We start from the raw sequence: 25,290 nt of genomic DNA, 5'->3' as shown, positions 1-25,290 counted from the left end.
ACTCACAAGCGGACCGCCGGACGGGAGGCTCGTGGCCAGCTGGCACCGAGCCTCCAGTCCGATGCCCCCGGAGCAGGCGTACCCTCGACGAGGTGACCCGACGCGACATCCGAACGGTCGGCGAGCTCCGCACCTCTGGTCACGTCCAGAAGACGGTCCGCGCCGAGATCCGCGACAACCTGCTGAGCGCCCTCCGTGAGGGCACCGATCCGTGGCCCGGCCTCCACGGCTTCGAGACCACCGTCATCCCGCAGCTCGAACGAGCCCTCATCGCCGGCCACGACGTCGTCCTGCTCGGCGAACGCGGCCAGGGCAAGACCCGACTGCTGCGCACCCTGCAGGGCCTGCTCGACGAGTGGACCCCGGTGATCGCCGGCTCCGAGCTCGGCGAGCACCCCTTCGAACCGATCACCGCCGCCAGCAGACGGCGCGCAGAAGACCTCGGCGACGCGATGCCCATCGACTGGTGGCACCGCGACGGCCGCTACGTCGAGAAGCTCGCGACGCCCGACACCTCCGTGGCCGACCTGATCGGCGACGTCGACCCGATGAAGGTCGCCGAGGGCCGCAGCCTCGGTGACCCCGAGACCATCCACTTCGGCTTGATCCCCCGGGCGCACCGCGGCATCGTCGCGATCAACGAGCTGCCCGACCTCGCCGAGCGCATCCAGGTCGCGATGCTCAACGTGATGGAGGAGCGCGACGTCCAGATCCGCGGCTACGTGCTGCGGCTCCCGCTCGACGTCCTCGTCGTCGCGAGCGCGAACCCCGAGGACTACACGAACCGCGGCCGCATCATCACGCCGCTGAAGGACCGCTTCGGCGCCGAGATCCGTACGCACTACCCGATCGAGCTCGACGACGAGATCGCCGTCATCCGGCAGGAGGCGCACCTCACCGCCGACGTGCCGGACGCACTGGTCGAGATCCTCGCCCGCTTCACTCGGGCACTGCGCGAGTCCAGCGCCGTCGACCAGCGCAGCGGTGTCAGCGCACGGTTCTCGATCGCCGGAGCCGAGACCGTCTCCGCCGCGGCCGTCCACCGCGCCGCGCGACAGGGTGAGACCGATGCCGTCGCCCGGCCGATCGACCTGGAGACCGCGGTCGACGTCCTCGGCGGCAAGATCGAGTTCGAGTCCGGGGAAGAGGACCGTGCCGACGAGGTCCTCGAGCACCTCCTCCGGACCGCCACCGCCGAGACCGTCCGGTCCCGGCTCCGCGGCCTCGACCTCGGTCAGCTCGTGGAGGCGCTCGACGGCGGCACGATGGTGACCACCGGCGAGCAGGTCTCCGCGCGGGCCTTCCTCGAGGGGCTGCCGTCCCTCGGCGAGTCCGACCTGTACGACCAGATCTGCGAGCGACTCGGTGCCACGAACGACGGCGAGCGCGCCGGCGCGATCGAGCTCGCGCTCGAGGGGCTCTTCCTCGCGCGGAAGATCAGCAAGGAGTCGGGCGGGGGCGAAGCAGCGTATGGGATGTGAACAGCATGGCTAGTCGGCAGAACCGCCGGCTGACCCGTGACACCCGGTACGGCCGGTATGAGGGCGGCCCCGACCCGCTCGCCCCGCCGGCGGACCTCTCCGAGGCACTCGACGCCATCGGCCAGGACGTCATGGCGGGGTACTCCCCCGAGCGTGCGATGCGGGAGTTCCTGCGTCGCGGCGGGCGGGACCAGCGCGGCCTCGACGACCTCGCTCGCCGGGTCGCCGAGAAGCGCCGCGAACTCACCGCGAAGAACAACCTCGACGGCACGCTGCAGCAGGTCAAGCAGCTGCTCGACGAAGCCCTGCTCGCCGAGCGCGGGCAGCTGGCGCGCGACACCGAGATGGACGACGGCGACCGCGCCCTCGCCGAGATGCAGCTCGACAGCCTGCCGCCCTCGCCGGCGGCCGCGGTGTCCGAGCTCGGCAGCTACGACTGGAAGAGCCCCACGGCACGCCAGAAGTACGAGGAGATCAAGGACCTGCTCGGCCGCGAGATGCTCGACCAGCGCTTCGCGGGCATGAAGCAGGCGCTCGAGAACGCCAGCGACGAGGACCGCGCCGACGTCCAGGCGATGATGCAGGACCTCAACCAGCTGCTCGAGGACCACCGCGCCGGCACCGACTCGCAGGAGCAGTTCGACGCGTTCATGGCGAAGCACGGCGAGTACTTCCCGTCGAACCCGCAGAACGTCGACGAGCTGCTCGACGACCTCGCCGCTCGCTCCGCCGCAGCCCAGCGGATGCGGAACTCGATGACGCAGGAGCAGCGCGACGAGCTCGACGCCCTCGCGCAGCAGGCGTTCGGTTCCCCCGACCTGATGGGCGCATTGTCCCAACTCGACGGGAACCTGCGTGCGCTCCGCCCCGGCGAGGACTGGGGCGGCTCCGAGCGGATGGAGGGCGAGCAGGGACTCGGGCTCGGCGACGGCACCGGCGTGTTCCAGGACATCGCCGACCTGGACTCCCTCGCCGAGCAACTCGCGCAGTCGAGCCCCGGGTCCGACCTCGACGACCTCGACCTGGAGTCGCTGGCACGCCAGCTCGGCTCCGAGGCCGCCGTCGACGCGCGCACGCTCCAGCAGCTCGAGAAGGCCCTGCGGAACTCCGGCACCATGCGCCGCGGCGCGGACGGCCAGTACAAACTCACCCCGAAGGCCATGCGCCAGCTCGGCAAGAGCCTGCTCAAGGACGTCGCGCAGAAGATGTCCGGCCGGCAGGGCGCACGGGACCTGCGGCGGTCGGGAGCCGCTGGCGAACCGTCCGGAGCGAGCCGGCAGTGGGCGTTCGGGGACACCGAGCCGTGGGACATCCCGCGGACGATCACGAACGCCGTCACCCGCACGGCCGCGACGGGACGCACCGGGGCCGGCGTCCGCCTCACCATCGACGACGTCGAGGTGCAGGAGACCGAGGCCCGCACCCAGGCCTGCGTGGCGCTCCTCGTCGACACGTCGTTCTCGATGGCGATGGAGGACCGCTGGGTCCCGATGAAGCGCACCGCCCTCGCCCTGCACACCCTGATCTCCACACGGTTCCGCGGGGACGACCTGCAGCTGATCGCCTTCGGTCGCGAGGCCGAGGTGATGGACGTCGAACAGCTCGTCGGCCTCGACGCGATGTGGGACAAGGGCACGAACCTGCACCACGCCCTCCTGCTGGCGAACCGGCACTTCCGGAAGCACCCGACCGCGCAGCCCGTGCTGCTCATCGTCACCGACGGCGAGCCCACGTCGCACCTGGAGCCGAACGGGCAGGTGTACTTCAGCTACCCGCCCGACCCGATGACGATCGCGCTGAGCGTCCGCGAGCTCGACAACGCGCACCGGCTCGGCGCGCAGACGACGTTCTTCCGGCTCGGCGACGACCCGGGCCTCGCCCGGTTCATCGACGGGATGGCCCGCCGGGTCGACGGCACGGTCACGGCGCCGGAGAACGACGACCTGGGCGTCGCGGTGGTCGGCTCGTACCTCGGCTCGCGGCGCGGCAGCACGCTCTTCCGCGACGACGACTGGGGTGGGTTCGGCCGGTTCGGCTGACGGAACCATCCACCGGACGGGAGGCTCAGTGGCAGCTGGCACCGAGCCTCCCGTCCGTCTCGTGGTGCGTCTAGAACAAGGGCCAGGGAACCGCCGGACCGTACCCGGCTGGCGGGGGGAAGCGGCCGACCGCCGCCAGGGCGGCGCAGCGCGCCTCGAGGTTGTCGATCTCGTCGACCGTCAGGTGCTCCTCGAGCTGCGCGCCCAGGTCGCCGTGCAGCGCCGACACCACGCGGTCGATCCCCGCGAGCTCGTCGTCCGTGAGCGGCTCGTCGATCCAGCCCCACAGCACCGTCCGGAGCTTGTGCTCGACGTGGAAGGTCAGGCCGTGGTCGACGCCGTGCCGGTGCCCGTCCGGCATCGCGAGCACGTGGCCACCCTTGCGGTCCGCGTTGTTCACCACGACGTCGAAGACGGCCATCCGACGGAGCGCCGCGGAGTCCTCGTGCACGAGCGTGACCGGGTTGTCGTGCTCGTCGATCGCCTCGAGCACGGTCAGCATCGGCTGGTCGGGCTGCTCGGCCTCCTCCGTGGGGATGACGTCCACCGCGTCCTGCTCCGGGTCGATCTCCTGCCAGCGTTGGATCATCCCGCGGCCGAGCGGACCCTCACCGAGCCACGTCGGCGGGACGACGCGCCAGCCGAACGCCTCGGACACCAGGAACGCCGAGTACTCGCGGCCGGCGAGGGTGCCGTCGGGGAAGTCCCACAGCGGCTTCTCGCCCGCGATCGGCTTGTACACGACCTGCTCGCCGTCGAGGTCTGCCAGGAAGGTGGCGTTCGATGCCTCGCGGATGCGTGCAGTGAGCTGCAAGCCGCTCGGTTCGGCTTCGCTCATGCGGCGCCGGGCGGCCGTCCGGCGGCCACGACCTCGCGCGTGCGCTCCACGAACGCGCGCGCGGTGCCGACGGGGATCTTCACCTGGAGCAGCTCGCTCGGCTCCGGCATCTCCACGACCGCCTCGATCTCACCGTCCTCGTCGGACTCCTCGGACAGGATCTCCAGCTCGTCCTCGATCGGGTACGCCTCGATGACCACCTGGGCCGTCGCCGGGTCGAACCCCAGGCTGAGGGCACCCGCACGGAACTCGGGCTCCACCGGCTGGTCGAGCGGGTCGACGTCGTACAGCTCACGCGGGACCGACGGCGGGACGCTGAAGCGGTTCTCCTCCACCGTGGCGACCTCGTCGAGGAGCTCGTCGAGCTTCTCCGCGAGGACCGCGGACTGCTCCTTCTCGAGCGCGACGCTCACCACCCGGCGGCCGTCGCGCGCCTGCAGGTAGAAGGTCCGCTCACCGGGGCGCCCGATGGTGCCGACGACGAGACGATCCGGCCAGTCGAAGCCGTGGACGATGGGGGGCATACCCGCATTGTAGGAGCGACCGGCTGCGTCCGTTCAGGGTCTGTCAGTACCCGTCTGGTCTGTTGCGTTGCCCGCGCCGCCGCCGACTGCGGCGTCGCCGGTCGGCGCCTGCGCTTTCGCGAGCCACGACAGGTCGCCCGACTCGGTGTTCGTCGCCGCGACCTCCGGTCGGTGCTCGCCGTACCGCACCACCGACACCGACGCTGGGCCGACCGTGATCCGCTGGAACAGGTCGAGGTGCATGCCCAACGCATCCGCCAGGATCGACTTGATGATGTCGCCGTGGCTCACCGCGACCCAGACCGCGTTCGGGCCGTGCGCCGCCTCGATCTCCCCGTCGAGCCGGCGGATCGCGGACACCGCCCGGGACTGCATGGTCTGCATCGACTCGCCGCCGGGGAACACCACGGCGCTCGGGTTCGCCTGCACCGTACGCCAGAGTGGCTCCTTCGCGAGGTCGGCGAGCTTCCGGTTCTGCCACTCGCCGTAGTCGCACTCGGTGATGCCGCGTTCGATGCGCTGCTCGGGGTCGCCGTCCTGGAACGCCGTGATCGCCCGCGCCGTCTGCCGGCAGCGCTCCAGCGGGCTGGACACCACCGCTGCGAGGGGGACGGCGGCGATGCGCTCGGCGGTCGTCGCCGCCTGGCGCTTGCCGACGCTGTCGAGTGCGATGCCGGCGGTGCGGCCGGCGAGGAGGCCAGTCGCGTTCGCGGTGGTGCGTCCGTGCCGGACGAGGAGGACGGTCGCCATGGGCTCGATCCTAGGCTGGACCCGTGTCCGTCCCCGACCTCGCACCCGCACTGGTTCCCGAACTGCTCGTCTCCGACCTCGATGCGAGCCTTGCGTTCTGGGTCGGCAGCTGCGGCTTCACCGTGTCGTACGACCGGCCGGACGAACGCTTCGCGTACATCGTGCTCGGTTCGGCGCACCTGATGCTCGAGCAGGCCGGGGTGGGGCGGAACTGGGTGACCGGGCCACTGGAACAGCCCTTCGGCCGCGGGATCAACTTCCAGATCACGGTCCCTGACAGCGACGTGATCGCCTCGGAGTTGCGGGCGGCGGGCTTCGCCCTCTTCATGGAGCCGGAGATCAAGTGGTACCGGGTCGACGGGGCCGAGGAAGCCGGCGTCCGGCAGTTCCTGGTCACCGATCCGGACGGGTACCTCATCCGGTTTCAGTCGTCCGTCGGGCGACGCCCCGTCTGACCCGGGATGATGGTCGGGTGCTCGTCTCGATCGTCTACATGAGTCGCGCCGTCGAGGAGTTCGACGACGCGGCGATGACTGCGCTGCTCCGGGAGGCTCGACTCCACAACGAGGCGCTCGGCGTCTCCGGGCTGCTCGTCGCGAAGGGTGGCCGCTTCATGCAGTTGCTCGAAGGCCCGGCGTGGAGCGTCGACGACCGGTTCTCGGTCATCGCGAAGGACCCGCGGCACCACGAGGTGACCTCGCTGCTCCGGGAGGACATCGAGAGTCGTCGGTTCGACGGGTGGTCGATGGCCTACCGCGGACTCGACGACGACGACCTGGCTGCGGAAGCGGGGTTCAGCCCGTTCCTGAGCGGGACGACGGACTTCCCGCGGTCGTTCGACCGGACGAGCGCGGCGTGGCTCCTGAAGTGGTTCCGAGATCGCGAGCTGCACGACGTCTGAGCGGTCAGGCGAACGACTCGTCGACGAGGGCCAGCAGCCGCTCCCGGTGCGCCCGCTCCACTGACGCGAGGACGAGCACCTGCCACATCGTCGCCACCGCAGGGAGCAGGTCCTGCCGACCGGAGCGGACGTTCGCGACGAGCTGCACGCCGGTGAAGTACGGCACCACGGTCGCGCCGAGCTGTTCCGGCGAGAGCTCCTGCCCGACCTCACCGCTCGCGACCCCGAGGCGGAAGACGTCGACGACGCCGGCGATCCACTGCTCGTAGAAGCTCGAGGTCGCACCGGCCAGCACGCCGTGTTCCAAGGACAGCCGGATCCCCGCGCGGACGACCAGATCGTGCATGAGCAGGTCGGCGATGGCTCGGGAGGCCCGGATGAGTGAGCCGACCGGCGACGCATCGGTGAAGTCCATCGCCGCGAAGGTCCGGGCGTTCTGCTCGTCGATGACCGCGTGCGCGATCGACAGCTTCGTCGGGAAGTGGTGGTGGAGCGCACCCTGGCCGACGCCGCCCGCTCGGGCGATCCCCGCGATGCTGGCAGTCGCGTACCCGTGTCGGTCGAACTCGCCGGCGGCGGCCTCGACGATCAGCGCACGTCGCCCCTGGCCTGCCGCGTCTCCCACCGGTCCACCGTACCGACCGGCGGGAGCGCTCCCGGCCGTCAGGCCTGGTCGGCGTGCAGGAACTCGGCGATGGCGGTCGCGCCGCTGTTGAAGCGGTAGGTGCTGCCGGCCGTCCCACCGTTGTCGAGGACGTCCGCGACGACCTGCGCGACGTCGCCACGTGACACCTTCGACGACTCGCCGTCCCAGTCGATGCGACCGGTCGGCTCGTCGTCGGTGAGCGTGCTCGGCGCGACGATCGTCCACTCGAGTCCGGAGTCACGGACCACCGCGTCGGCGATCATCTTGGACTGCGCGTACGCGAAGAAGTCGTTGTCCTGCGGCACCCCGTGGTCGAGCACGGAACCTGCCCACGAGACCATCACGTAGCGTTCGACACCCGCGCGCTTGGCAGCCTGCACGGACAGCACTGCCGCATCGCGGTCGATCGCCCAGGTCCGGTCGACCGATCCCCCGCCGGCACCGGCGGACCACACCACGGCGTCCTGCCCGCGGACCAGGTCCTCGAAGCCCGACAGCGTCAGCTCCTGGATGTCGGCCACCTTCGGGTCGCCGCCGTGGGAACGGATCTCGTCGGCCTGGTCGGGGTTCCGGATGACGGACGTGACGTGGTGGCCGCGCTCGCTGAGGATGCGCGTCGCGAGGAGTGCGACCTTGCCGTGGCCGCCGAAGATGATGATGTCGCTCATTGCAACGACGCTACGCGGACCGCCTCAGCGCCGGGTGACCGCGACACGGACGTGGATCGAGCGGAGGGTGTGGGATTCGAACCCACGAGACATCGCTGCCCACCTGTTTTCAAGACAGGCTCCATCGGCCACTCGGACAACCCTCCACGACGCGGCCACGTGGCGAGACGTGACCGCGTCCCGAGGAGTCTAGCCGAGCCTCCAGGCCGGGACCTGGAACACGACGACCCCCGATCGGAGCGATCGGGGGTCGTCGTGTCGACGTCAGGCCGGGCCTGTCAGGTCAGGCCTGCGGACGGTCGTCCTGGCGCCGGCGCGCGCGCTGCGCGGCGAGGAGCAGGACGAGGCCGAGCAGCAGCACGACGATCGCTGCCGGGACACCGATCATGACGATGTTCGTGCCGGTGAACGCGAGCTCCTGCGGAGCCGCCTCGACGGTGAACTTCTTCGTGATCTCCTTCGAGAACACCCACACCGTCTTCTGCGGGGCCGCCGAACGAGCACCGGGGGTGGTGTCCGCCTCGTCGGCGACCGTGTACTGGCCCTTCGCCTTCGCGGTGAAGGTCAGCGAACCGGCCGCGACGTCGGCCTCGGTGATGGTGTAGCTGGTGTCGCACGACTCGACCTGACCGGGCTGGAGTGCTTCGCTCTCGCAGGAGTTCGACGATCCGACCTGCTGCTCGACCTCGGCGCGGTCGAGGGTCCGGTTGCCGGTGTTCGCGAACCGGAACGACCCCGTCACGACGTCACCCGGACGGAGCGCGTCCGTGGTCGCGGACGTCGTGTACTCGCCGCTGATGTCGATGCTGGCGGAGGACTCCAGCGACACGTCACGGTGATCACCCGAGGACACCGAGTCACCCGTGGGCGTCGTGCCCGCGGTGGTCAGGTCGAACCCGACCGTCCCGCGGTCGATGTCCTGCTGGGTCAGGGCGTACGGCGCCAGCTCGGTGACGACGTCGGTTCCCGGGGCCAGCGTGCCCTCGCCGACCTGCTCGGGGTCGCCGTCCGACACTACGGACTCCAGGCCCTCGACCGTCACGTTGCCCGCGTTCGAGACGGTCGCGGAGAGCACGACCTCGTCGCCGACGCGCGGAGCCGAACCGTGCTCGGTCTCGGCGAGGTGCGCCGAGAGCACGGACTGCAGCTGCGGTTCCTGCAGCAGCATCACGTCAGCGGACTCGTCCGCCGAGGTCGTCTGCCCCTTCGGTCCGGTCGCGGCAGCGGCGAGCGAGAAGCGCACCGTGCCGGCGTCGATGTCCGCCTGGGACAGCGTGTAGCCCGCGATAGCGAGCTTCGCCGTCGCGTCCGGAGCGATCGTCTCCGGCGCCTGGACCGTCAGGTCCTCGTGGCCGGGCAGGGAGACCTGCACGTCGGCGAGGGTGACGGTGCCGGTGTTGGCCAGCGTACCCGTGAGCGTGACGGTGTCGCCCGCGTTCGGGGCGCCCTTCGCGTCGAGCTCGGCGCCAAAGCGCGCGCTCATCGTCGCCTGCTGCTCGAACTCGAGCTCGGACTTCGCGTCGTCCTGGACCTGCTGGTCCTTCGGACCCACCGCCGCGACCTGCATCGGAACGCTCAGCGTGCCCGCGTCGATGTCGGCCTGGGTCAGCGTGTAGTCCGACACCGACACGGCGGTGGACGCACCGGGAGCGAGACGCTCCTCGGCGACGGACACCCGCAGCTCGTCGAACCCGGGGACGGTGGCGGTCACACCGTGCAGGGTGACGTTGCCGCTGTTCCGGATCGAGCCGGTGGAGGACACGGTGTCGCCGGCCTTGGGGGCCTTCTTGCCGTCCAGCTCGCTGCTGAACTTCGTCGATACGGCCGGAGCCTGCGCGATCGTCGCCTGCGTCGCCTTGGCAGACGCCGTCACCTCGACACCCTTGGGCGCCGTGCTCGTTGCAGTCGCGTCGAACGTGATCGAACCACGGTCCACGTCGGCCTGCGTCACCTTGTAGGAGCCCTCGACCGCGCACTCGACGGACTTGCCGGGCGCGATGTTCGCGGGGCAGGTGACGGTCATGCCACGCTCACCGTCGATGACGATCGTCGTGTCGCGGATCGTGACGTTGCCCGTGTTGGAAGCGATCACACCGAGCGAGACCTTGTCGCCGACGCCCGGGTCCGACGTGGTCTTCACGACCGGCGCCAGGGCGAGCCCCGCACCGGCAGCCTGCTCGAGATCCAGGCTCGCGCCGGCCTCGCTGTTCGCGATCTGCCCCTTCGGGCCGTGCGACTCGCCGCGCATGGTGAACGCGACGGAACCCTCGTCGATGTCGTCCTGCGTCAGCGGGTAGGCGGCGATCGTCACCGGCACAACCGCTCCCGGTGCGAGCGCACCGGACGGCACCTCGACGGCGATGTCGTCGCGGCCGAGCATCGACGCCGCGATGTCGGACAGGGTCACGGTACCGCTGTTCGACAGCGTGCCCGTGAGGGAGACGGTGTCACCGGCCTTCGGCGTGCGGTCGACGTCGAGGGACGCTCCGAACCGCGACGTGAGGGCACTGCGCTGCTCGATCTCGAGATCGGCCCGTGCGTCGTCCTCGACCTGCTGGTCCTTCGGACCGATCGCGGCGACGTCCATCGGGACGCGCAGTGCGCCCGCGTCGACGTCCGCCTGGGTCAGGGTGTAGTCCGACACCGACACAGCAGTCGACGCGCCAGGGGCGAGCTCGTCGTCGGCGACGGCGACGGTGAGGCCGTCGAAGCCCGGGACGGCAGCGGTCACACCGTGCAGCGTCACGTTGCCGCTGTTCCGGACGGACCCGGTGAAGGAGACCTTGTCCCCGGCCTTCGGGGCCTTGCCGGCGATCGCGCCGGAGAAGGTCGCGGACACCTCGGGGGTCTGTGCAACGGTCGCCTGCGTGGTCGTGGCCTTCGCCTCGACCTCGACACCCTTCGGAGCGGTGCTCGTCGCGGTGGCCGCGAACTCGACCGATCCGTGGTCCACGTCCGCCTGCGTCACGGTGTAGGAACCCTCGATGTCACAGTCGATCGACTTCCCCGGTGCGATGGTCGCAGGGCACGTGACGGTCATCCCGCGATCACCGTCGATAACGATGCTCGTGTCGCGGAGCGTGACGTTCCCGGTGTTCGAGGCGCGGACACTCAACGTGACCGTGTCGCCGGCGCCTGGGTCGCCGGTGGTCTTCACGACCGGTGCGAGGGCGAGCCCCGCGCCGGCGTTCTGCTCGCTGGTACTCACCGTGGCGGTGCCAGCGCCCGCAACGGGGGCGTCCAGCCGGGACAGCGCCGAGATCGTCACCGAGTCGTCGATGCTGCCCGCATCGACGTCATCCTGCGTGACGTCACGAGCGGGCGTGGTGCACGACACCGTCGCACCCACCGCGATGTCGGTCGCAGCGCAGGAGTCGGCCGACTCGCCGATCGCGAGGTCGTGGACCGCGACGTTGCCGTCGTTCTTCACGTCGTACCGGAACGCGATCTTCTCGCCGAGGTCCGCCACCGCGTCGCCGTTCCCACCGGTGATGACCGGGGTGCCGGTCACGGTGAGTGCGTTGCGCTCCGGAGCGAAGTCGACCGAGTCCGTCCCGGCGAGGTCGAGCCCCTTGTGGGCCGTCACCAGGTCGGTGGCGACCGAGTACGTCCCGGGCGTCGTGGTCGTGACGTCCACGGAGATCGTGCAGTCCGCGGCGGCCTCGGCGAGGTCGCCGTCCACGCTCACGGACGTCGCGCCCGCGGCTGCGGTCACGTCGGGGTTCGCACAGGTCGTCGACGTGTTCGGCGTCTGCGCGACGGAGAGCCCGTCGGGCAGGTCAGCGGCGAAGGACCAGCCGCGCTTCTGCCCGTGCTCGGTCGTGTTGATCACGCGGTAGGTCAGGCGAGCGGTGTCGCCGACGATCGGCGTCCCGGAGAGCGACTGCGTCATGGTCGGCGTCGAGTCGACGATGGACACGCGGTCCACCGCGCCGTCGTTCCCGGCGCCGGACGCCTGCTGGTTGCGCATGATCCAGCGCACGGTGTCGCCGTCGAAGAGCAGTCCGCCCTTCGAGACGAACTCACCACCCTTGACCGTCGTCCCGGACACCACGTACTCCTGGGAACCGCGGTCGGTGCAGGGGTCGATCGGGGTGTCCGCGATCTTGTGCTCTTGGTCGCCGTCGACGAGTGAGAAGTCGAGGAGCGGGTGGTTTGAGTAGCAGTTCATCGCCGCGCCACTCACGCCGAACGACACGAAACGCCCGGTCTGCGGCAGTTCGAACGGCTTCACCGACTCGAGCTGGATCTTGTTCGCACCGGGATCCCCACCCTGCGTGTAGGCGCTGACGATGTGGTTCGTGGACGGGTCCGTGCCGGTGATCTGCCCGAGGGCGTTCGCGATCTTCTTCAACCCCGCGTTGCCCCCGCTGTCGCAAGCGGCGAGCGAGGTGCTCGATTGGCTCGTGACGATGCCGTTGCATCGTGCACCGTTGATCCACACCGGGTCACCCGTGTAGGTCTCGCCGGCGGCACCGACGTACTCGTTGACCAACTTGGCGTCAGTCCAGCCGCCGTTCTCGAAGTCCTCGACGAGGAGCAGCTCAGGGTCGCGTGCCGTGACGTCGGCCGACGCTGCGGAGGCGGGTCGAGCCTCCCGTCCGGAATCGGCAGTCGGCTGCGGCGCAGCCGACACCGCGACCGTGCCGAGCAGCGCGGTCGTCAGGCCGAGCGCGCCGCCCGCGAAGAGGATTCCCTTGCGCCGCGCGCCAGGGGGTGCCTTGTGTTTCATGTCGTCACTTTCGGAGTGTGATGCAGAGGTGGGAAGGGTGGATCGGCAGATCGGGAAGGTGCCGACCAGCCGTCAGCCAGTGGGTACCGCATCCGTCAGCTCGCACGCGAGCGGTTGCTCGGGAGCATCGAGGTGCAATCAAAGAATATCGTCGATATTTATATATTTCAAGTATCGCATGTGCGAGCCGGGAGGCTGGGGGTGCGCTGGTGGGGACCGCTGCGGTGATCAGTGGTCCCCACCAGGGCATGGCAGTGGGGAGCCCGCAGTGCGCGGACTCCCCACCTGGGGTCAGGCCCCAGTGGGGAGCCCGCAGTGCGCGGACTCCCCACCTGGGGTCAGGCCTTGTCGGTGGCCTTGCGGCGCTTGGCGATGAAGAGCACCGCGCCGCCGAGCAGGACCAGCAGACCCGCGAGCGGTGCGACGACCGGGAGGACGTCCGAGCCCGTGAAGGCGAGCTCGCCCTTCTGCCCGTCCGCGTTGCCAGCAGCCGCGCCCGACGCGTTCGAGGACGAATCCGCCGTCGCCGCCGAGGACGCAGCCGCACTCGCGTTGCCGTTCTTCGCAGCAGACGCCTGCGCACGGGTCGAGGACGAGTTGTCCGCGTTCGCCGCAGCCTTCGCCGCGACACTCGCCGACGCGTTCTTGTCCGCAGCCACGTTCTGGGTCGCGTTCGCCGAGGCGGTCGTGACCATGTTGCCCGCGGTCTTCGCAGCAGCCTTCGCCGTCACGTCGGTCGCAGCCGACGCCTGCGAGGTGGCGTCGTTGTTCGCAGCCGCCACCGCAGCAGCCTTCGCAGCCGGGTTGTTGTTCCCGTCCGCGTCGACCGACGCACCCGCCGACGCCGAAGCGTTCGTGTTCGGGTTCGGGTTCGCGTTCGCGCTGGAGTTCGGCGAACCGTTCGCCCCCGGGTTCGACGACGCCGACGAGTTCGGCGTGCCGTTCACGTTGACGTTCGCACCAGCGTCCTGGGACGCGTCCTTGGACGCGTCCGCGATGGCAGCGGACTTCGACGACGCCTGCGTCTTGGACGACGCCTCAACCGACGCCCCACCATTGGTGTTCGAGGAGTTGTCCGCCTCAGCAGCAGCCTTCGCCGCGACCTTCGACGACGCATTCGCCTTCGACTTGGCGTCCTTGGACGCATCCGCCGACGCCGTCGTCTTCTGGTTCCCAGCGACCTGCGCAGCAGCCTTCGCCGAGATGTCCGCAGCAGCCGACGCCGCCGACGTGCCGTCGTTGTTCGCAGCCGCCTCCGACGCCGCCTTCGCAGCCGGGTTGTTATCCCCATCAGCATCAGCCGACGCCGACACCGACGCACCCGCGTTCACGTTCGCACCCGGATCACCGTTCACGTTCGCAGCAGCGTCCTGGGACGCGTCCTTGGACGCATCCGCGATCGCAGCGGACTTCGACGACGCCTGCGTCTTGGACGACGCCTCAACCGACGCCCCACCATTGGTGTTGGAGGAGTTGTCCGCCTCAGCAGCAGCCTTCGCCGCGACCTTCGACGACGCATTCGCCTTCGACTTGGCGTCCTTGGACGCATCCGCCGACGCCGTCGTCTTCTGGTTCCCAGCGATCTGCGCAGCAGCCTTCGCCGAGATGTCCGCAGCAGCCGACGCCGCCGACGTGCCGTCATTGTTCGCAGCCGCCTCCGACGCCGCCTTCGCAGCCGGGTTGTTATCCCCATCAGCATCAGCCGACGCCGACACCGACGCACCCGCGTTCACGTTCGCACCCGACGGACCATCAACCGAGCCCTCCGGGTTACCGTCGACATCACCGGTCGGCACGCCCTGCGGGTCGCCAACGGGGTCACCGGTCGGGGAGCCCTGCGGGTCGCCGACCGGGTCACCGGTCGGGGTGCCCTGCGGGTCACCAACGGGGTCACCAGTCGGCGTGCCCTGCGGGTCACCAACGGGGTCGCCAGTCGGCGTGCCCTGCGGGTCACCAACGGGGTCACCAGACGGCGTGCCCTGCGGGTCACCAACGGGGTCACCAGTCGGCGTGCCCTGCGGGTCACCAACCGGGTCACCAACGGGGTCACCAGTCGGCGTGCCCTGCGGGTCACCAACGGGGTCGCCAACGGGGTCACCAGTCGGCGTGCCCTGCGGGTCACCAACCGGGTCACCGGTCGGGGTGCCCTGCGGGTCACCAACCGGGTCACCCACCGGGTCACCAGTCGGCGTGCCCTGCGGGTCACCAACCGGGTCACCAACGGGGTCACCAGTCGGCGTGCCCTGCGGGTCACCAACGGGGTCGCCAACGGGGTCACCAGTCGGCGTGCCCTGCGGGTCACCAACCGGGTCACCGGTCGGCGTGCCCTGCGGGTCACCAACCGGGTCACCCACCGGGTCACCAGTCGGCGTGCCCTGCGGGTCACCAACCGGGTCACCCACCGGGTCACCAGTCGGCGTGCCCTGCGGGTCACCAACCGGGTCACCAGTCGGCGTGCCCTGCGGGTCACCAACGGGGTCACCAGTCGGCGTGCCCTGCGGGTCGCCAACGGGGTCACCGGTCGGCGTGCCCTGCGGGTCACCAACCGGGTCACCCACCGGGTCACCAGTCGGCGTGCCCTGCGGGTCACCAACGGGGTCGCCAGTCGGCGTGCCCTGCGGGTCACCAACGGGGTCACCAGTCGGCGTGCCCTGCGGGTCGCCAACGGGGTCACCGGTCGGCGTGCCCTGCGGGTCACCAACCGGGTCACCCACCGGGTCACCAGTCGGCGTGCCCTGCGGGTCACCAACCGGGTCGCCAACGGGGTCACCAGTCGGCGTGCCCTGCGGGTCACCGACGGGGTCACCAGTCGGGGTGCCCTGCGGGTCACCAACCGGGTCACCCACCGGGTCGCCAGTCGGCGTGCCCTGCGGGTCACCAACCGGGTCACCCACCGGGTCACCAGTCGGCGTGCCCTGCGGGTCACCAACCGGGTCACCAGTCGGGGTGCCCTCGTTGGTACCCTCCGGCGTCCCCTGGTCGGAGCCCTCCGGGGTGCCGTCCTGAGTGCCCTCCGGTGTGCCCTCGTTCGTGCCCTCCGGGGTGCCCTCGTTCGTGCCTTCCGGCGTGCCGTCTTCGCTACCGTCGACATCACCAGCAGCCTCGGAAGAAGCATCCGAGGATGACGATGCGATCGACGCGCCCTGCGACGCAGCCGCCGGGTTCGCCGTCCCCACGATCGACCCAGCACCGTTCGCCTTCGTCGAGTTGTCCGCCTTCGCCGCCGCCTGCGCCGCAGCCTTCGACGAGCTCCCCGGATCCGTGTCCGCGTTCTGCGTCACGTTCGACGACGCCGTCGTCAACTGGTTACCCGCGATCTGCGCAGCAGCCCTCGCCGAGATGTCCGCAGCAGCCGACGCCGCCGACGTCCCATCATCGTTCGCAGCCGCCTGCGCAGCAGCAACCGCAGCCGGGTTGTTGTTCCCATCAGCATCCGCCGACGCCGACGCCGAAGCAGCGGCGTTCCGGTTCCCGTTCGCCTCCGCCGAAGCGTTCGTCGACGACGTCCCGATCGCAGCACCCTTCGACGCCGAGTTCGGCGACGCATTCGCCGCAACCGACCCAGCACCATTCGTGTTCGAGCTGTTGTCTCCGAGCCCAGCGCCCTTCGCGGCCACCGAACCCGCAGCAGCAGGATCCGACGACACGTTCTGTGCCGCATCCGCCGCCGCAGTCGTCACCTGATTACCCGCAATCCGCGCCGCCGAGTTGGCACTCACGTCCGAAGCAGCATCCGCAACCGACGTCGCGTCGTTGTTCGCCGCCGCCTGCGCCGCAGCAACCGCCGCCGGATTGTTGTTCCCATCAGCACGCGCCGAAGCCGCAGCCGACGCGGATGCGTTGCCATTGCTCGGCGGCGGCGTCTCGGGCGGAGTTGCGCCCGAGCCGGGTCGCCAACCGGCCCACATGTAGCCCGGCTTGTTCCACCCCGCATTGTCATACAGATATGACTGATACTTGGAACCGCTGACGTTGATGTACATGACGCCGTTCACGCGGAATCCCTGCGTTGTGCTCGTGAAGCTCTGCGAGTTGTCCTGGGACTGCTTTCCCGTACAGGCCGACCAGGACGCATTAGGGACGTTCACCGTGCCAATTAGGGAGTTACCGATCGTCGCGCAATTTCCTGTCGAGTCGACAATGGGACCCGTTTCACCCAGGCCTGGGTATGTGAACTCCGGCAGGTCGGCAGACCAGGCAGCGGCCAGGGTGGAGAACGACTTGACACCGAGCCCGTTCATGTACTTCGCACTACCGTCGAAACGCAGGTATTGAGACGAGCTATCCGACTTGAAGACGAGTGGTCCGGTGATCGTGTTGACGGTCGCCCGCGATGCCCCGGGAACGGCGCGGTCGTCGGCCTGCGCCGAAGAGTAGACGCCGAATGCGGCACCGGATGCCGCGAGCGCACCGATCGTCGACGCTGCGACGATCTTGCGTGTGGCAGAGCGCTTGTGCTTGCTCATGTGATTGGTTTCTTTCTGTAGTGGAGTGCCGTTTCTGACAGCTCCTGGTTGATCCCTGCACACGCTCATCACGTGCAGGGGTCCCCGGCCGGCGCACATGGGGGATGCTCCGGTCGAGCCCGGCCCGGGCGATGGCACCCGGGCCGGAAGTCGTTCATGCGGCGTTGAGTGCCCGGTTCGCCGCGTTGACACCGCTCATGCCGTGCACCCCAGGCCCCGGCGGAGTGGCAGCGGAGCAGAGGTACACGCCGTCGACTCCGGTCTTGTAAGGGTTCGGCCCGAACGTCGGCCGGGCAATGAGCTGCCGGAAGGTGTTCGCCCCGGTGTTGATGTCACCCCCGACGAAGTTCGAGTTCGCCGCCGCCAACCCCATCGCACTGGTCACGCGGGTGGACACGATGCGCTCCCGGAACCCGGGCGCGAACCGCTCGATCTGGCTGATGATCCGGTTCTCGGCGGCGACGGTCGACCCGTACGGCACGTGGGCGTACGCCCAGACGGGGTTGCGTCCGCCCGCGGACCGCGTCGGATCGGCCTTCCACTGCTGGCCGACCAGGGTGAACGGCGCCCGCGAGGACTTGCCACCGACCACCTGCGCCTCCGCAGCAGCGACCTCGTCCGCGGTGCCGCCGAGGTGCACGACGCCGGCTTCTTGGCACTCGGCGGCGGTCCACGGGATGTCGCCGTCGATCGCGAAGTCCACCTTGTAGGCGGCGGGACCGTGCGCGTACTCGGTGAACGCCCGGCGGGAGCGCTCGGGGATCCGGTGGTGCAGGATCTCGACGGCGGCGCTCGGTGCCACGTCGAGGAGCACGACCTCGGCGTCCCCGAGCTCGCGGATGTCGGTGACGGTGCGGCCGGTCTCGACGTGCCCGCCGAGCGACTCGAGCTCCGCGACCAGGGCGTCGGCGAGCACCTGCGCACCGCCCCGGACGACCGGCCAGCCGACCGCGTGCCCGGCGGATGCGAGCATCACACCGATGGCGGAGGAGAACGTCGTGTCGAGCCGTCCGAACGCGTGCGCGGCGATGCCGGCGAACAGCGCTCGGTGCCGCTCCTCACGGAAGGAGCCGGCGAGCCGAAGCGCAGGCTGCGCGGCCAGTGCCCCGAACCGCGCCATCAGCGCCGCGTGCCGCGGCATGCGCGCCAGGGGCTGCAGGGCATCGGCGGTCAGGTCGTCGAACCGCTCGGCGAAGGGCTCGAAGAGGTTGCGCCAGGTGGACCCGTCGACGCCCATGCCCTCGGCCGTTGTAGCGATGTCGCGGTACAGCAGGCCGGCGCTGCCGTCGTCGAGCGGGTGGGCGAGCGCGGCAGGCGCCTCGTCCCAGTGCACGCCGTGCCGCTCGAGCTCGAGGGAACGGAGGAACGGCGAGGCAGCGGCGAGCGGCATGAACGACGCTCCCAGGTCGTGGACCAGGCCGGGGGCGGTCAGCTCCGCGGAACCGACCGCTCCCCCGACCCGCCAGTGCGACTCGAGCACGGTGACGCTCGCGCCGGCCTGCGCCAGCCGGATCGCGCCGGCGAGCCCGTTGGGCCCGCTGCCGACGACGACGGCCCGCACGCTCAGACCACCACGGAGTCGTCGCGTCGGTCGGTCGCGTCCGCTTCCGCGTCCGGTCCTTCCGGACTGGAGGCACGGCTCGCGCTCTCGGCGGGGCGTCGCGTCCACAGGGTGGCCGGCTCGGGAGTCGTGGTGACCACGTCGACGTCCGTCGCGGTCGCGACGGGGGCGACCCCGGCCTCCAGGTCGTCAGTGGCGACCACCGGCGAGACGGGAGCCGCGCCGGACCACGCGTCGTCCACCGGGGTGGCTGCGACGGCGTCCGCCGTCGTCCGCCGCTCCGCCAGGGTGACCCCGGGCGAGCGTCGCGCCGCGTTGGCCCAGGCCCGCTTGAGGCCGCGGCCCATCGCGCGCCAGGTGTGGTCGCGGACGAAGATCGCGTCGACGGCGATCATCGCCATGGAGAAGAACGGCAGGCCCATCAGGACGCCGATGCCGACGTGGAACGACATGATGCCGATCAGGACGATGATGCGGGTGATGCGGTTCAGCAGCATCGGCAGGAACATCATCTGCAGGATGATCGTGCCCCACGAGAACGCAGCGACCATGGGGCCCCAGGTGGTGATGATCTTGGCGATCTCCGGCCAGGTGGAGAACCGGTCGACCATGAGCGGGCCGTAGACCGCGGTGCCTGCACCCCACGTGCCGCCCTGCGCCTTGTAGAGCGCGCCGGACATGTAGACGAAGCCGACGTGCATGGTGGTGACGACGATCGCCAGGTTGTGGAACATCGCGGTGTACGGGCGGACCATGCGGCTGCGGCGGTCGAATCGGCGCAGGGCGTCGTGCGACTTCGCGTGGCGGCGAGCATCGAGCGAGAGCCGGGCCGAGGTGTCCGCGAAGAGCATGTAGATCATGACCATGCGCAGGAGGTTGTCGCTCTGGTCACTGAGCAGGTCGTTCATCTCGATGAACGACACGTAGAAGACCAGGTACACCGGCAGGACGAACTTCGTGCGCCACCCGATCGCCACCAGGAAGGCGATGACGAACAGGCCGATGTAGCTCAGCGTGAAGCCGACGTTGTCCGGGCCGACGAAGTTGAACCACTTGAACAGCCAGATCTTCTCGAAGTCGCTGCCCGGGTAGAGGTGCTGCCCGGTCCACGCGGAGCCGGCGCCGTACGCGTAGAGGCGGGTCGACCAGTTGGCGGCGAGGATGCCCATCCCCATCACGCCGATCAGGATGCGGAAGACGGCGAGGCCGTACAGGGCTCGCTTCTTGCCGAGCAGCCAGTGCTCGGCGAAGGAGGCACCGCGGCCGGCGAGCGTCAGGGCTCCGGCGCGACCCCCGCACACGAGGTCCTTGAGCATGCGGCCGAGGCGAGTGGCCCCGGCGGTGATGGTGTTGCCCATGGTCACTTCTCCTCTGCGAGCTTCTTGAAGGTGTCGGCGAAGTCCTTGTGGGACTGGCCGGGCATGATGAAGGTGCCGCGCCAGCCCGTCGGGGACCACTGCTCGGGTTCTGGCTTCGCGTCGGGATTGTTGCGCTGGTCGAAGGGCACCGCGTTCTGGCGGGAGATGGCGAAGCGGATCGTCGTGACGTCCTCGCCCCACATCGTCTTGGCGACCTGGGTGGCGTACGCGCTCGTGTAGGCGTGCTGGGTGATGAACGAGCCGGCGTTCGCCCTGGCCGTCGCGTCGTCGCCCGACGCCTTGTAGAGCGCGGCCTCGAAGCGGGACTTCCAGTCGGCACCGGTGTAGTAGTTCGCCTGGACGACTTCCTGCTGCTTCTCGGTGAGCTTGCTGTAGGCGTCGCGGTACTTGCTGGCCTGCTCGTTCGCGAGGCCGGCGGCACGCGGCGGGAGGAGGTTGTGGCGGGAGAGCTTGAGCTCGTCCTCGGCGGCGTCGATCCACTCGCTGTTCTGCTGCTTGCCGTCGACGTTCTCGACCGCGCGGACGTAGAAGTGGTAGTTGCCGTTGATGGGGTCAGGGGCGAAGACGGACCAGCTCTGCCCGAAGAACGGGATCTGCCAGCTGGTCAGGAAGTTGCCGGGGACGAGCGAGCGCATGGCCGCCGAGTACGGGGCGATCCAGAGCAGCTGGGCGAAGATGTGCCACGCCGCGATGAGCGACACGAGCACGAGGACGACGCGAACGACGGGGCGGCGGCGCATGAGATGGGATGTGGGCGACGGGGACGACATGGGACCTCTCTGATCGATTCGGGGTTCGAGAGGTGGCACCGTGACACGGCCCGAAGACTCTCGTAATGGAATATATCAATACGAGAGTGAACATGCAACATTCACATATCATCCGAGATGCGGCGTTGTTCGTGGTCGCTCAGGCGACGGGTGGGGATGTCAGCGGGGCAGTGTGTCCAGGGCCGCGGCGAGCCCGTCGTCCGTCACGCCGCCGGTGATCTCGCTCGCAGCGTCGACCACGTCCTCCGGGGCCTGCCCCATGGCGACGCCGCGGCCGGAGGTGGAGGCCCACCGCAGCATGTCGATGTCGTTGCGTCCGTCCCCCGCGGCGAAGACCCGTGAGCGCGGGATGTCGAACCACTCACGCACGCGCTCCATCGCCGTCGCCTTCGTCACTCCTTCCGGCGCGATGTCGAGCCACGCCGTCCACCCGACGTTGTACGACACCTTGTGCAGCCCCATCCGGTCGACGATCGCCAGGAACTCCTCGAGCCCGTGCTCCGGCGAGATGACCACGACACGGGTGGCCTGCACGCCGAGCAGCTGCTCGAAGTCGACGTGGGACCCGTGCTTCGTCATGGCGTCGTCGGGGAACTCACCGGAGAGCAGGTAGCGCCCGTCGGGGGACTCCACCCCGTACGCCGCGTTCGACAGCGCACCGCGGATCGTCTGCAGCACGTCGGTCGGGTCGAAGGTCTCGACGTGCACCCGCACGTAGCCGTTGATCGCGTGCGGGGCGTCCGAGCGACGAAGGGTCACCGCGCCGTTCGCGCAGACCAGGTACTCGGGCTCGATGCCGAGCGTCTGCAGCACGGAAACGGTCATGCCCTCGCTGCGCCCGGTGGAGAGCATGACCTCGTGCCCGGCAGCGGCGGCGGACTGGATCGCGTCCACGGTGGCCTGGGTGACGACACCGTCCTCGCGCATCACGGTGCCGTCGATGTCGAGGGCGACGAGCCAGCGCTTCACGCGGGTCGCGGCCGTGCCGTGGGCGTCGTTCATCGGGGTTCGATCACCTCGACACCGCCGAGATACGGACGGAGGACCTCCGGGACCACGACCGAGCCGTCGGCCTGCTGGTGCGTCTCGAGGATCGCGACGAGCCAGCGGGTGGTCGCGAGGGTGCCGTTGAGCGTGGCGACCGGCGCGGTCTTGCCCGAGTCGGTGCGGTAGCGGATGTCGAGGCGACGGGCCTGGAACGTGGTGCAGTTCGACGTCGAGGTGAGCTCGCGGAACGTGCCCTGCGTCGGGACCCACGCTTCGAGGTCGTACTTCCGCGCGGCCGACGTGCCGAGGTCACCGGCTGCGGTCTCGATCACGCGGTAGTGCAGCCCGAGGTCCTGCAGCATCGACTCCTGGTACGCCATCAACTTCGCGTGCTCGGCGTCCGCCTGGTCCGGGTGGACGTAGGAGAACATCTCGAGCTTGTTGAACTGGTGGACCCGGAGGATGCCGCGGTTGTCCTTGCCCGCCGAGCCGGCCTCGCGGCGGTAGCAGGTCGACCACCCGGCGTAGCGGAGGGCCGGGTCCTCGGCGTCGAACGCGAGGATCTCGTCCGCGTGGTACCCGGCGAGGGCGACCTCGCTGGTGCCGGTCAGGTACAGGTCGTCGGCCTCGAGCCGGTACACCTCGGCCGCGTGCTCGCCGAGGAACCCGGTGCCGGCCATGGTCTCGGGACGCACGAGCGTCGGCGTGATGAGGGGGGTGAAGCCGTGCTGGATCGCCCGGTCGAGCCCGAGTGACATCAGCGCGATCTCGAGCCGGGCGCCGAGGCCCTTGAGGAAGTAGAAGCGCGAGCCGGACACCTTCACGCCGCGGGGGATGTCGATGATGTCGAGGAGCTCACCGAGGTCGGCGTGGTCCTTCGGCTCGAAGTCGAACTCCGGCTTGGTGCCGACGGTCTTGATCGTGACGAAGTCGTCCTCGCCACCGGCGGGCACGCCGGGCAGCACGACGTTCGGGATCGACCGGACGACGCGGTTGAAGGTCTCCTCGGCGGCCGTGACTGCGGCCTGTGCTTCCTTCACGCCGGCGGCGAGCGCCTGGGCCTGCTGCACGAGCGCGGCCTTCTCGTCCTTCGGCGCCTTCGCCACTGTCTTGCCGAAGGCGTTCTGCTCGGCACGCAGGGCCTCGAACGACGAGATCGCGCTCCGCCTGGCGGCGTCCGCGGCGACCGCCTCGTCGACGACGTCGACGGAGGCGCCGCGCGCAGCCTGTGAGGCCTTGATGACATCGGGATCGTCGCGCAGCAGCTGGGGGTCAATCACCGGTTCATCCTAGCCAGACACGATTGCGACTCCAGTGTGCGCAGCCGGGGGTCAATGCAGCGTCGATTCCGGCGTTCATCCTAGCCAGACCGGGATGGACGGGAGGATCGTGGCGGACACGGCCACGAGCCTCCCGTCCGGTTGTGGTCGCGACCAGAGCGCGTGGCGCGACACGCAGGCCCCGCCGGTACCGTTGAGCCATGTCATCGCCCTCGGAGACCGCGCCCGCGCAGTCGGACGCCCTCGCCACCGAGCACCGCACTGCGGCCGTGGTCTACAACCCGGTCAAGGTGCACCTCCCCACACTGCAGCGGACGGTGGCCAAGTACGAGCAGGAAGCCGGCTGGAACGCGACGCTGTGGTTCGAGACCACGGAGGAGGACCCGGGCGGAGGGATGGCCCGTGCAGCCCTCGACGCCGGCGCCGACGTGATCGCCGCTGCCGGCGGGGACGGGACCGTGCGTGCGGTGGGCGAGGTCGTGCACGGCTCGGATGCTTCCCTCGCGCTGCTGCCGAGCGGCACGGGCAACCTGCTCGCCCGCAACATGAAGCTGCCCCTCGACGACCTGGACGCCAGCACCCACGCGATCTTCCACGGGACCGACCGGCCGATCGACTTCGGGATCCTCGGACTCGAGCGTCCGGACGGCAACCGCGAGCAGTACGGCTTCCTGGTTATGGCGGGGCTCGGGCTCGATGCCCGGATGCTCGCGAACACCCGCCCCGGGCTCAAGAAGCGCGTCGGGTGGCTCGCCTACGTCGACTCGCTGTTCCGCTCCGTGCGCGACATCGACGGGTTCGACTTCCGGTACCGGCTCGACGAGTCCACGACGAAGTCCGTCCGAGGGCACTCGGTGATCGTCGGCAACTGCGGGATGCTCCAGGCGAACGCGATGCTCCTGCCGGAGGCGGAGATCGACGACGGGGTCTTCGACATCGTGGTCATGCGTCCCCGGGGGTTCTTCGGCTGGGTGCGGATCGGTGCGCGGATCTTCTGGGAGAACGCGATCCTCCGGTGGTTCCGCCGGTCGACGCTCGGCAACACGTTCGTCGGGCGTCGGATCATCACCCGCGCCAAGCAGGAACGGCCGCTGCGCTACCTGCGCGGAGAGGAGTTCGTGCTGCGGCTCGAGAAGCCGGACGAGTTCGAGATCGACGGCGACCCCGTCGGCGAGATCTCGGCGTTCCGGGCGCGGATCGACCCGGGGTCGCTCCGTGTCCGCGTGCCGGAGCCCGCGGAGCCGACCGGCCGCGCCGCGCGCAAGCGCTCCTAGCGCGGGTCGGGCTCGCCGGAGACGATCGCGCGGAGCCAGTCCCGTGCCTCGACGAACGCCTCGTCGGAGTAGCGCAGTGGCACCTCGGACTCCAGCCGATCCGCACGCGGGTAGGACCCGAGGAACGTCACACGCGGGCTGAACCGACGCAGGCCGAGCAGGGCATCGGCGACTCGCTCGTCCTCGACGTGCCCGTCGAGGTCGATGACGAACCGGTAGCGGCCGAGCTCGTCCCCGATCGGCCGCGAGGACAGCAGCCCCATGTTGATGCCCCTCGTGGCGAACTGCTCGAGCATGTCGACGAGCGCACCGGGGTGGTCTGCGGGCAGTTCGACGATGACGCTCGTCTTGTCCGATCCGGTGCGCTCCGGGATGCTCAGCGTCTTCGAGACGAGCACGAAGCGGGTGACGGCGCTGGCGTTGTCGCCGATCGAGCTCGCGAGCACGGCGAGGTCGTGGTGGTCGGTGATCCCCGGCGGGGCGACGGCCGCGTCGGCCGTGGGGTGCTCGTCGAGCAGGGCGACGGCGGCGGCGACGTTCGACGAGGCCGGGATGTGGCCGTGCCCGGGGACGTTGGTCTCGAGCCAGCGATGGGTCTGGGCGTACGCGACGGGGTGCGCGTTCACGGTGCGGACGTCGGCGAGCGCGGTGCCGTGCCGGGCGACGAGCACGAAGTCGACGGGGACGAGGTACTCCCCCACGATCCGCACGCCGGGGATCCGGGCGAGGGCGTCCTGCGTGGCGCTGACGCCGCCGTCGACGCTGTTCTCGATCGCGATGACGGCACCGACGGAGCGGCCGGACATCACGTCGTCGAGCGCTTCTCCGACGTTGTTGACGCTCCGCCATGGCTTGCCGGCAGCCGCGTCGACGAGCTTGAGCGCCGCCTCGGTGAAGGTGCCGGCGGGTCCGAGGTAGCTGTACGTGTCGGACGCTGCGTCGGGCTGGCTCATGTCGCCGAGCCTATTGCACCCGTCCGCGCCGCCACGGCCGC

The 25,290-nt window shown here is 69.9% G+C and carries 19 protein-coding genes and 1 tRNA gene; 6 read left to right on the top strand and 14 right to left on the bottom strand.

Features of this window, described 5'->3' with window-relative positions:
* Window positions 1-92: 92 nt before the first annotated feature.
* Together ACEN9V_RS16520 and ACEN9V_RS16515 are read left to right on the top strand one after the other, a co-directional pair.
* Window positions 93-1,481 carry a sigma 54-interacting transcriptional regulator gene (locus ACEN9V_RS16520; protein WP_413601223.1) on the top strand — a complete coding sequence of 463 codons (1,389 nt, stop codon included), beginning with the start codon at window positions 93-95 and terminating at the stop codon, window positions 1,479-1,481.
* A gap of 5 nt (window positions 1,482-1,486) precedes the next feature.
* Window positions 1,487-3,520, top strand: a complete 2,034-nt coding sequence (locus ACEN9V_RS16515) for a vWA domain-containing protein (RefSeq protein WP_413601222.1) — start codon at window positions 1,487-1,489, stop codon at window positions 3,518-3,520.
* Between the two features lie 70 nt (window positions 3,521-3,590).
* On the opposite strand, the gene ACEN9V_RS16510 is transcribed toward ACEN9V_RS16515, so the two are convergent.
* Genes ACEN9V_RS16510 through ACEN9V_RS16500 form a run of 3 tightly spaced genes read right to left on the bottom strand, consistent with a single transcriptional unit; the run spans window position 3,591 to window position 5,632 of the window.
* Window positions 3,591-4,358 carry an SCO1664 family protein gene (locus ACEN9V_RS16510; RefSeq protein ID WP_413601221.1) on the bottom strand — a complete coding sequence of 256 codons (768 nt, stop codon included), beginning with the start codon at window positions 4,356-4,358 and terminating at the stop codon, window positions 3,591-3,593.
* Window positions 4,355-4,882, bottom strand: a complete 528-nt coding sequence (locus tag ACEN9V_RS16505; RefSeq protein ID WP_281265509.1) for a DUF3090 domain-containing protein — start codon at window positions 4,880-4,882, stop codon at window positions 4,355-4,357. The genes ACEN9V_RS16510 and ACEN9V_RS16505 overlap by 4 nt, the downstream gene beginning before the upstream one ends.
* Before the next feature lie 33 nt (window positions 4,883-4,915).
* Window positions 4,916-5,632 (bottom strand): histidine phosphatase family protein, encoded by a 717-nt coding sequence (locus ACEN9V_RS16500; protein ID WP_402730064.1) that lies wholly within the window; start codon window positions 5,630-5,632, stop codon window positions 4,916-4,918.
* Window positions 5,633-5,655: 23 nt separating this feature from the next.
* On the opposite strand from ACEN9V_RS16500, the gene ACEN9V_RS16495 reads away from it, so the two are divergent.
* Window positions 5,656-6,087 (top strand): bleomycin resistance protein, encoded by a 432-nt coding sequence (locus ACEN9V_RS16495; RefSeq protein ID WP_402730063.1) that lies wholly within the window; start codon window positions 5,656-5,658, stop codon window positions 6,085-6,087.
* Window positions 6,088-6,104: 17 nt separating this feature from the next.
* The gene (locus ACEN9V_RS16490) at window positions 6,105-6,533 is read left to right on the top strand and encodes a BLUF domain-containing protein (protein ID WP_413601220.1); all 429 of its coding nucleotides are present in this window, start codon (window positions 6,105-6,107) and stop codon (window positions 6,531-6,533) included.
* 4 nt (window positions 6,534-6,537) lie between these two features.
* On the opposite strand, the gene ACEN9V_RS16485 is transcribed toward ACEN9V_RS16490, so the two are convergent.
* The 5 genes from ACEN9V_RS16485 to ACEN9V_RS16465 all read right to left on the bottom strand — a co-directional run bounded on the left by ACEN9V_RS16485 (window position 6,538) and on the right by ACEN9V_RS16465 (window position 15,860).
* Window positions 6,538-7,158, bottom strand: a complete 621-nt coding sequence (locus tag ACEN9V_RS16485; RefSeq protein WP_281265513.1) for a TetR/AcrR family transcriptional regulator — start codon at window positions 7,156-7,158, stop codon at window positions 6,538-6,540.
* 38 nt (window positions 7,159-7,196) lie between these two features.
* Window positions 7,197-7,847, bottom strand: a complete 651-nt coding sequence (locus tag ACEN9V_RS16480; RefSeq protein WP_413601219.1) for an SDR family oxidoreductase — start codon at window positions 7,845-7,847, stop codon at window positions 7,197-7,199.
* A gap of 61 nt (window positions 7,848-7,908) precedes the next feature.
* Window positions 7,909-7,993, bottom strand: a tRNA-Ser gene (locus tag ACEN9V_RS16475).
* 137 nt (window positions 7,994-8,130) lie between these two features.
* Window positions 8,131-12,579, bottom strand: coding sequence for a hypothetical protein (locus ACEN9V_RS16470; protein ID WP_413601218.1), 4,449 nt, complete (start codon window positions 12,577-12,579; stop codon window positions 8,131-8,133).
* A gap of 338 nt (window positions 12,580-12,917) precedes the next feature.
* Entirely contained in the window at window positions 12,918-15,860 is a 2,943-nt protein-coding gene (locus ACEN9V_RS16465) for a hypothetical protein (protein WP_413601217.1), read from the bottom strand.
* Between ACEN9V_RS16465 and ACEN9V_RS16460 the strand changes: the two genes are divergently transcribed.
* Entirely contained in the window at window positions 15,841-16,263 is a 423-nt protein-coding gene (locus tag ACEN9V_RS16460) for a hypothetical protein (RefSeq protein ID WP_413601216.1), read from the top strand. The genes ACEN9V_RS16465 and ACEN9V_RS16460 overlap by 20 nt on opposite strands.
* 936 nt (window positions 16,264-17,199) lie before the next feature.
* On the opposite strand, the gene ACEN9V_RS16455 is transcribed toward ACEN9V_RS16460, so the two are convergent.
* The 5 genes from ACEN9V_RS16455 to serS all read right to left on the bottom strand — a co-directional run bounded on the left by ACEN9V_RS16455 (window position 17,200) and on the right by serS (window position 23,022).
* Window positions 17,200-18,606 carry a phytoene desaturase family protein gene (locus tag ACEN9V_RS16455; RefSeq protein WP_413601215.1) on the bottom strand — a complete coding sequence of 469 codons (1,407 nt, stop codon included), beginning with the start codon at window positions 18,604-18,606 and terminating at the stop codon, window positions 17,200-17,202.
* Between the two features lie 2 nt (window positions 18,607-18,608).
* Window positions 18,609-19,964: an HTTM domain-containing protein gene (locus ACEN9V_RS16450; protein WP_413601214.1), complete on the bottom strand. Its 1,356-nt coding sequence runs from the start codon at window positions 19,962-19,964 to the stop codon at window positions 18,609-18,611.
* Between the two features lie 2 nt (window positions 19,965-19,966).
* The gene (locus tag ACEN9V_RS16445) at window positions 19,967-20,725 is read right to left on the bottom strand and encodes a DUF5819 family protein (RefSeq protein ID WP_413601213.1); all 759 of its coding nucleotides are present in this window, start codon (window positions 20,723-20,725) and stop codon (window positions 19,967-19,969) included.
* 189 nt (window positions 20,726-20,914) lie between these two features.
* Window positions 20,915-21,757 carry an HAD family hydrolase gene (locus ACEN9V_RS16440; protein WP_413601212.1) on the bottom strand — a complete coding sequence of 281 codons (843 nt, stop codon included), beginning with the start codon at window positions 21,755-21,757 and terminating at the stop codon, window positions 20,915-20,917.
* On the bottom strand, window positions 21,754-23,022 hold the full coding sequence (gene serS / locus ACEN9V_RS16435) for a serine--tRNA ligase (protein WP_413601211.1): 1,269 nt from the start codon (window positions 23,020-23,022) through the stop codon (window positions 21,754-21,756). Before serS ends, ACEN9V_RS16440 begins: the two co-directional genes overlap by 4 nt.
* 200 nt (window positions 23,023-23,222) lie before the next feature.
* Between serS and ACEN9V_RS16430 the strand changes: the two genes are divergently transcribed.
* The gene (locus ACEN9V_RS16430) at window positions 23,223-24,296 is read left to right on the top strand and encodes a diacylglycerol/lipid kinase family protein (protein ID WP_413601210.1); all 1,074 of its coding nucleotides are present in this window, start codon (window positions 23,223-23,225) and stop codon (window positions 24,294-24,296) included.
* Here the strand turns inward: ACEN9V_RS16430 and pheA are convergent.
* The gene (gene pheA, locus ACEN9V_RS16425; RefSeq protein ID WP_281265526.1) at window positions 24,293-25,249 is read right to left on the bottom strand and encodes a prephenate dehydratase; all 957 of its coding nucleotides are present in this window, start codon (window positions 25,247-25,249) and stop codon (window positions 24,293-24,295) included. The genes ACEN9V_RS16430 and pheA overlap by 4 nt on opposite strands.
* Between the last annotated feature and the right edge of the window lie 41 nt (window positions 25,250-25,290).

The sequence above is a fragment of the Curtobacterium sp. Curtsp57 genome (genome assembly GCF_047324335.1).
Lineage (GTDB): Bacteria > Actinomycetota > Actinomycetes > Actinomycetales > Microbacteriaceae > Curtobacterium.
Note: the sequence above shows the minus strand (reverse complement) of the source record. Positions and strands in the feature narration are given on the sequence as shown.

What these genes read in the sequence shown, in the direction of transcription:
- ACEN9V_RS16445 (WP_413601213.1), bottom strand. Translation starts at nt 20,725, where the DNA reads ATGCGCCGCCGCCCCGTCGTTCGCGTCGTCCTCGTGCTCGTGTCGCTC.
- pheA (WP_281265526.1), bottom strand. Translation starts at nt 25,249, where the DNA reads ATGAGCCAGCCCGACGCAGCGTCCGACACGTACAGCTACCTCGGACCC.
- ACEN9V_RS16505 (WP_281265509.1), bottom strand. Translation starts at nt 4,882, where the DNA reads ATGCCCCCCATCGTCCACGGCTTCGACTGGCCGGATCGTCTCGTCGTC.
- ACEN9V_RS16440 (WP_413601212.1), bottom strand. Translation starts at nt 21,757, where the DNA reads ATGAACGACGCCCACGGCACGGCCGCGACCCGCGTGAAGCGCTGGCTC.
- ACEN9V_RS16515 (WP_413601222.1), top strand. Translation starts at nt 1,487, where the DNA reads ATGGCTAGTCGGCAGAACCGCCGGCTGACCCGTGACACCCGGTACGGC.
- ACEN9V_RS16500 (WP_402730064.1), bottom strand. Translation starts at nt 5,632, where the DNA reads ATGGCGACCGTCCTCCTCGTCCGGCACGGACGCACCACCGCGAACGCG.
- ACEN9V_RS16470 (WP_413601218.1), bottom strand. Translation starts at nt 12,579, where the DNA reads ATGAAACACAAGGCACCCCCTGGCGCGCGGCGCAAGGGAATCCTCTTC.
- ACEN9V_RS16480 (WP_413601219.1), bottom strand. Translation starts at nt 7,847, where the DNA reads ATGAGCGACATCATCATCTTCGGCGGCCACGGCAAGGTCGCACTCCTC.
- ACEN9V_RS16430 (WP_413601210.1), top strand. Translation starts at nt 23,223, where the DNA reads ATGTCATCGCCCTCGGAGACCGCGCCCGCGCAGTCGGACGCCCTCGCC.
- ACEN9V_RS16510 (WP_413601221.1), bottom strand. Translation starts at nt 4,358, where the DNA reads ATGAGCGAAGCCGAACCGAGCGGCTTGCAGCTCACTGCACGCATCCGC.
- ACEN9V_RS16450 (WP_413601214.1), bottom strand. Translation starts at nt 19,964, where the DNA reads ATGGGCAACACCATCACCGCCGGGGCCACTCGCCTCGGCCGCATGCTC.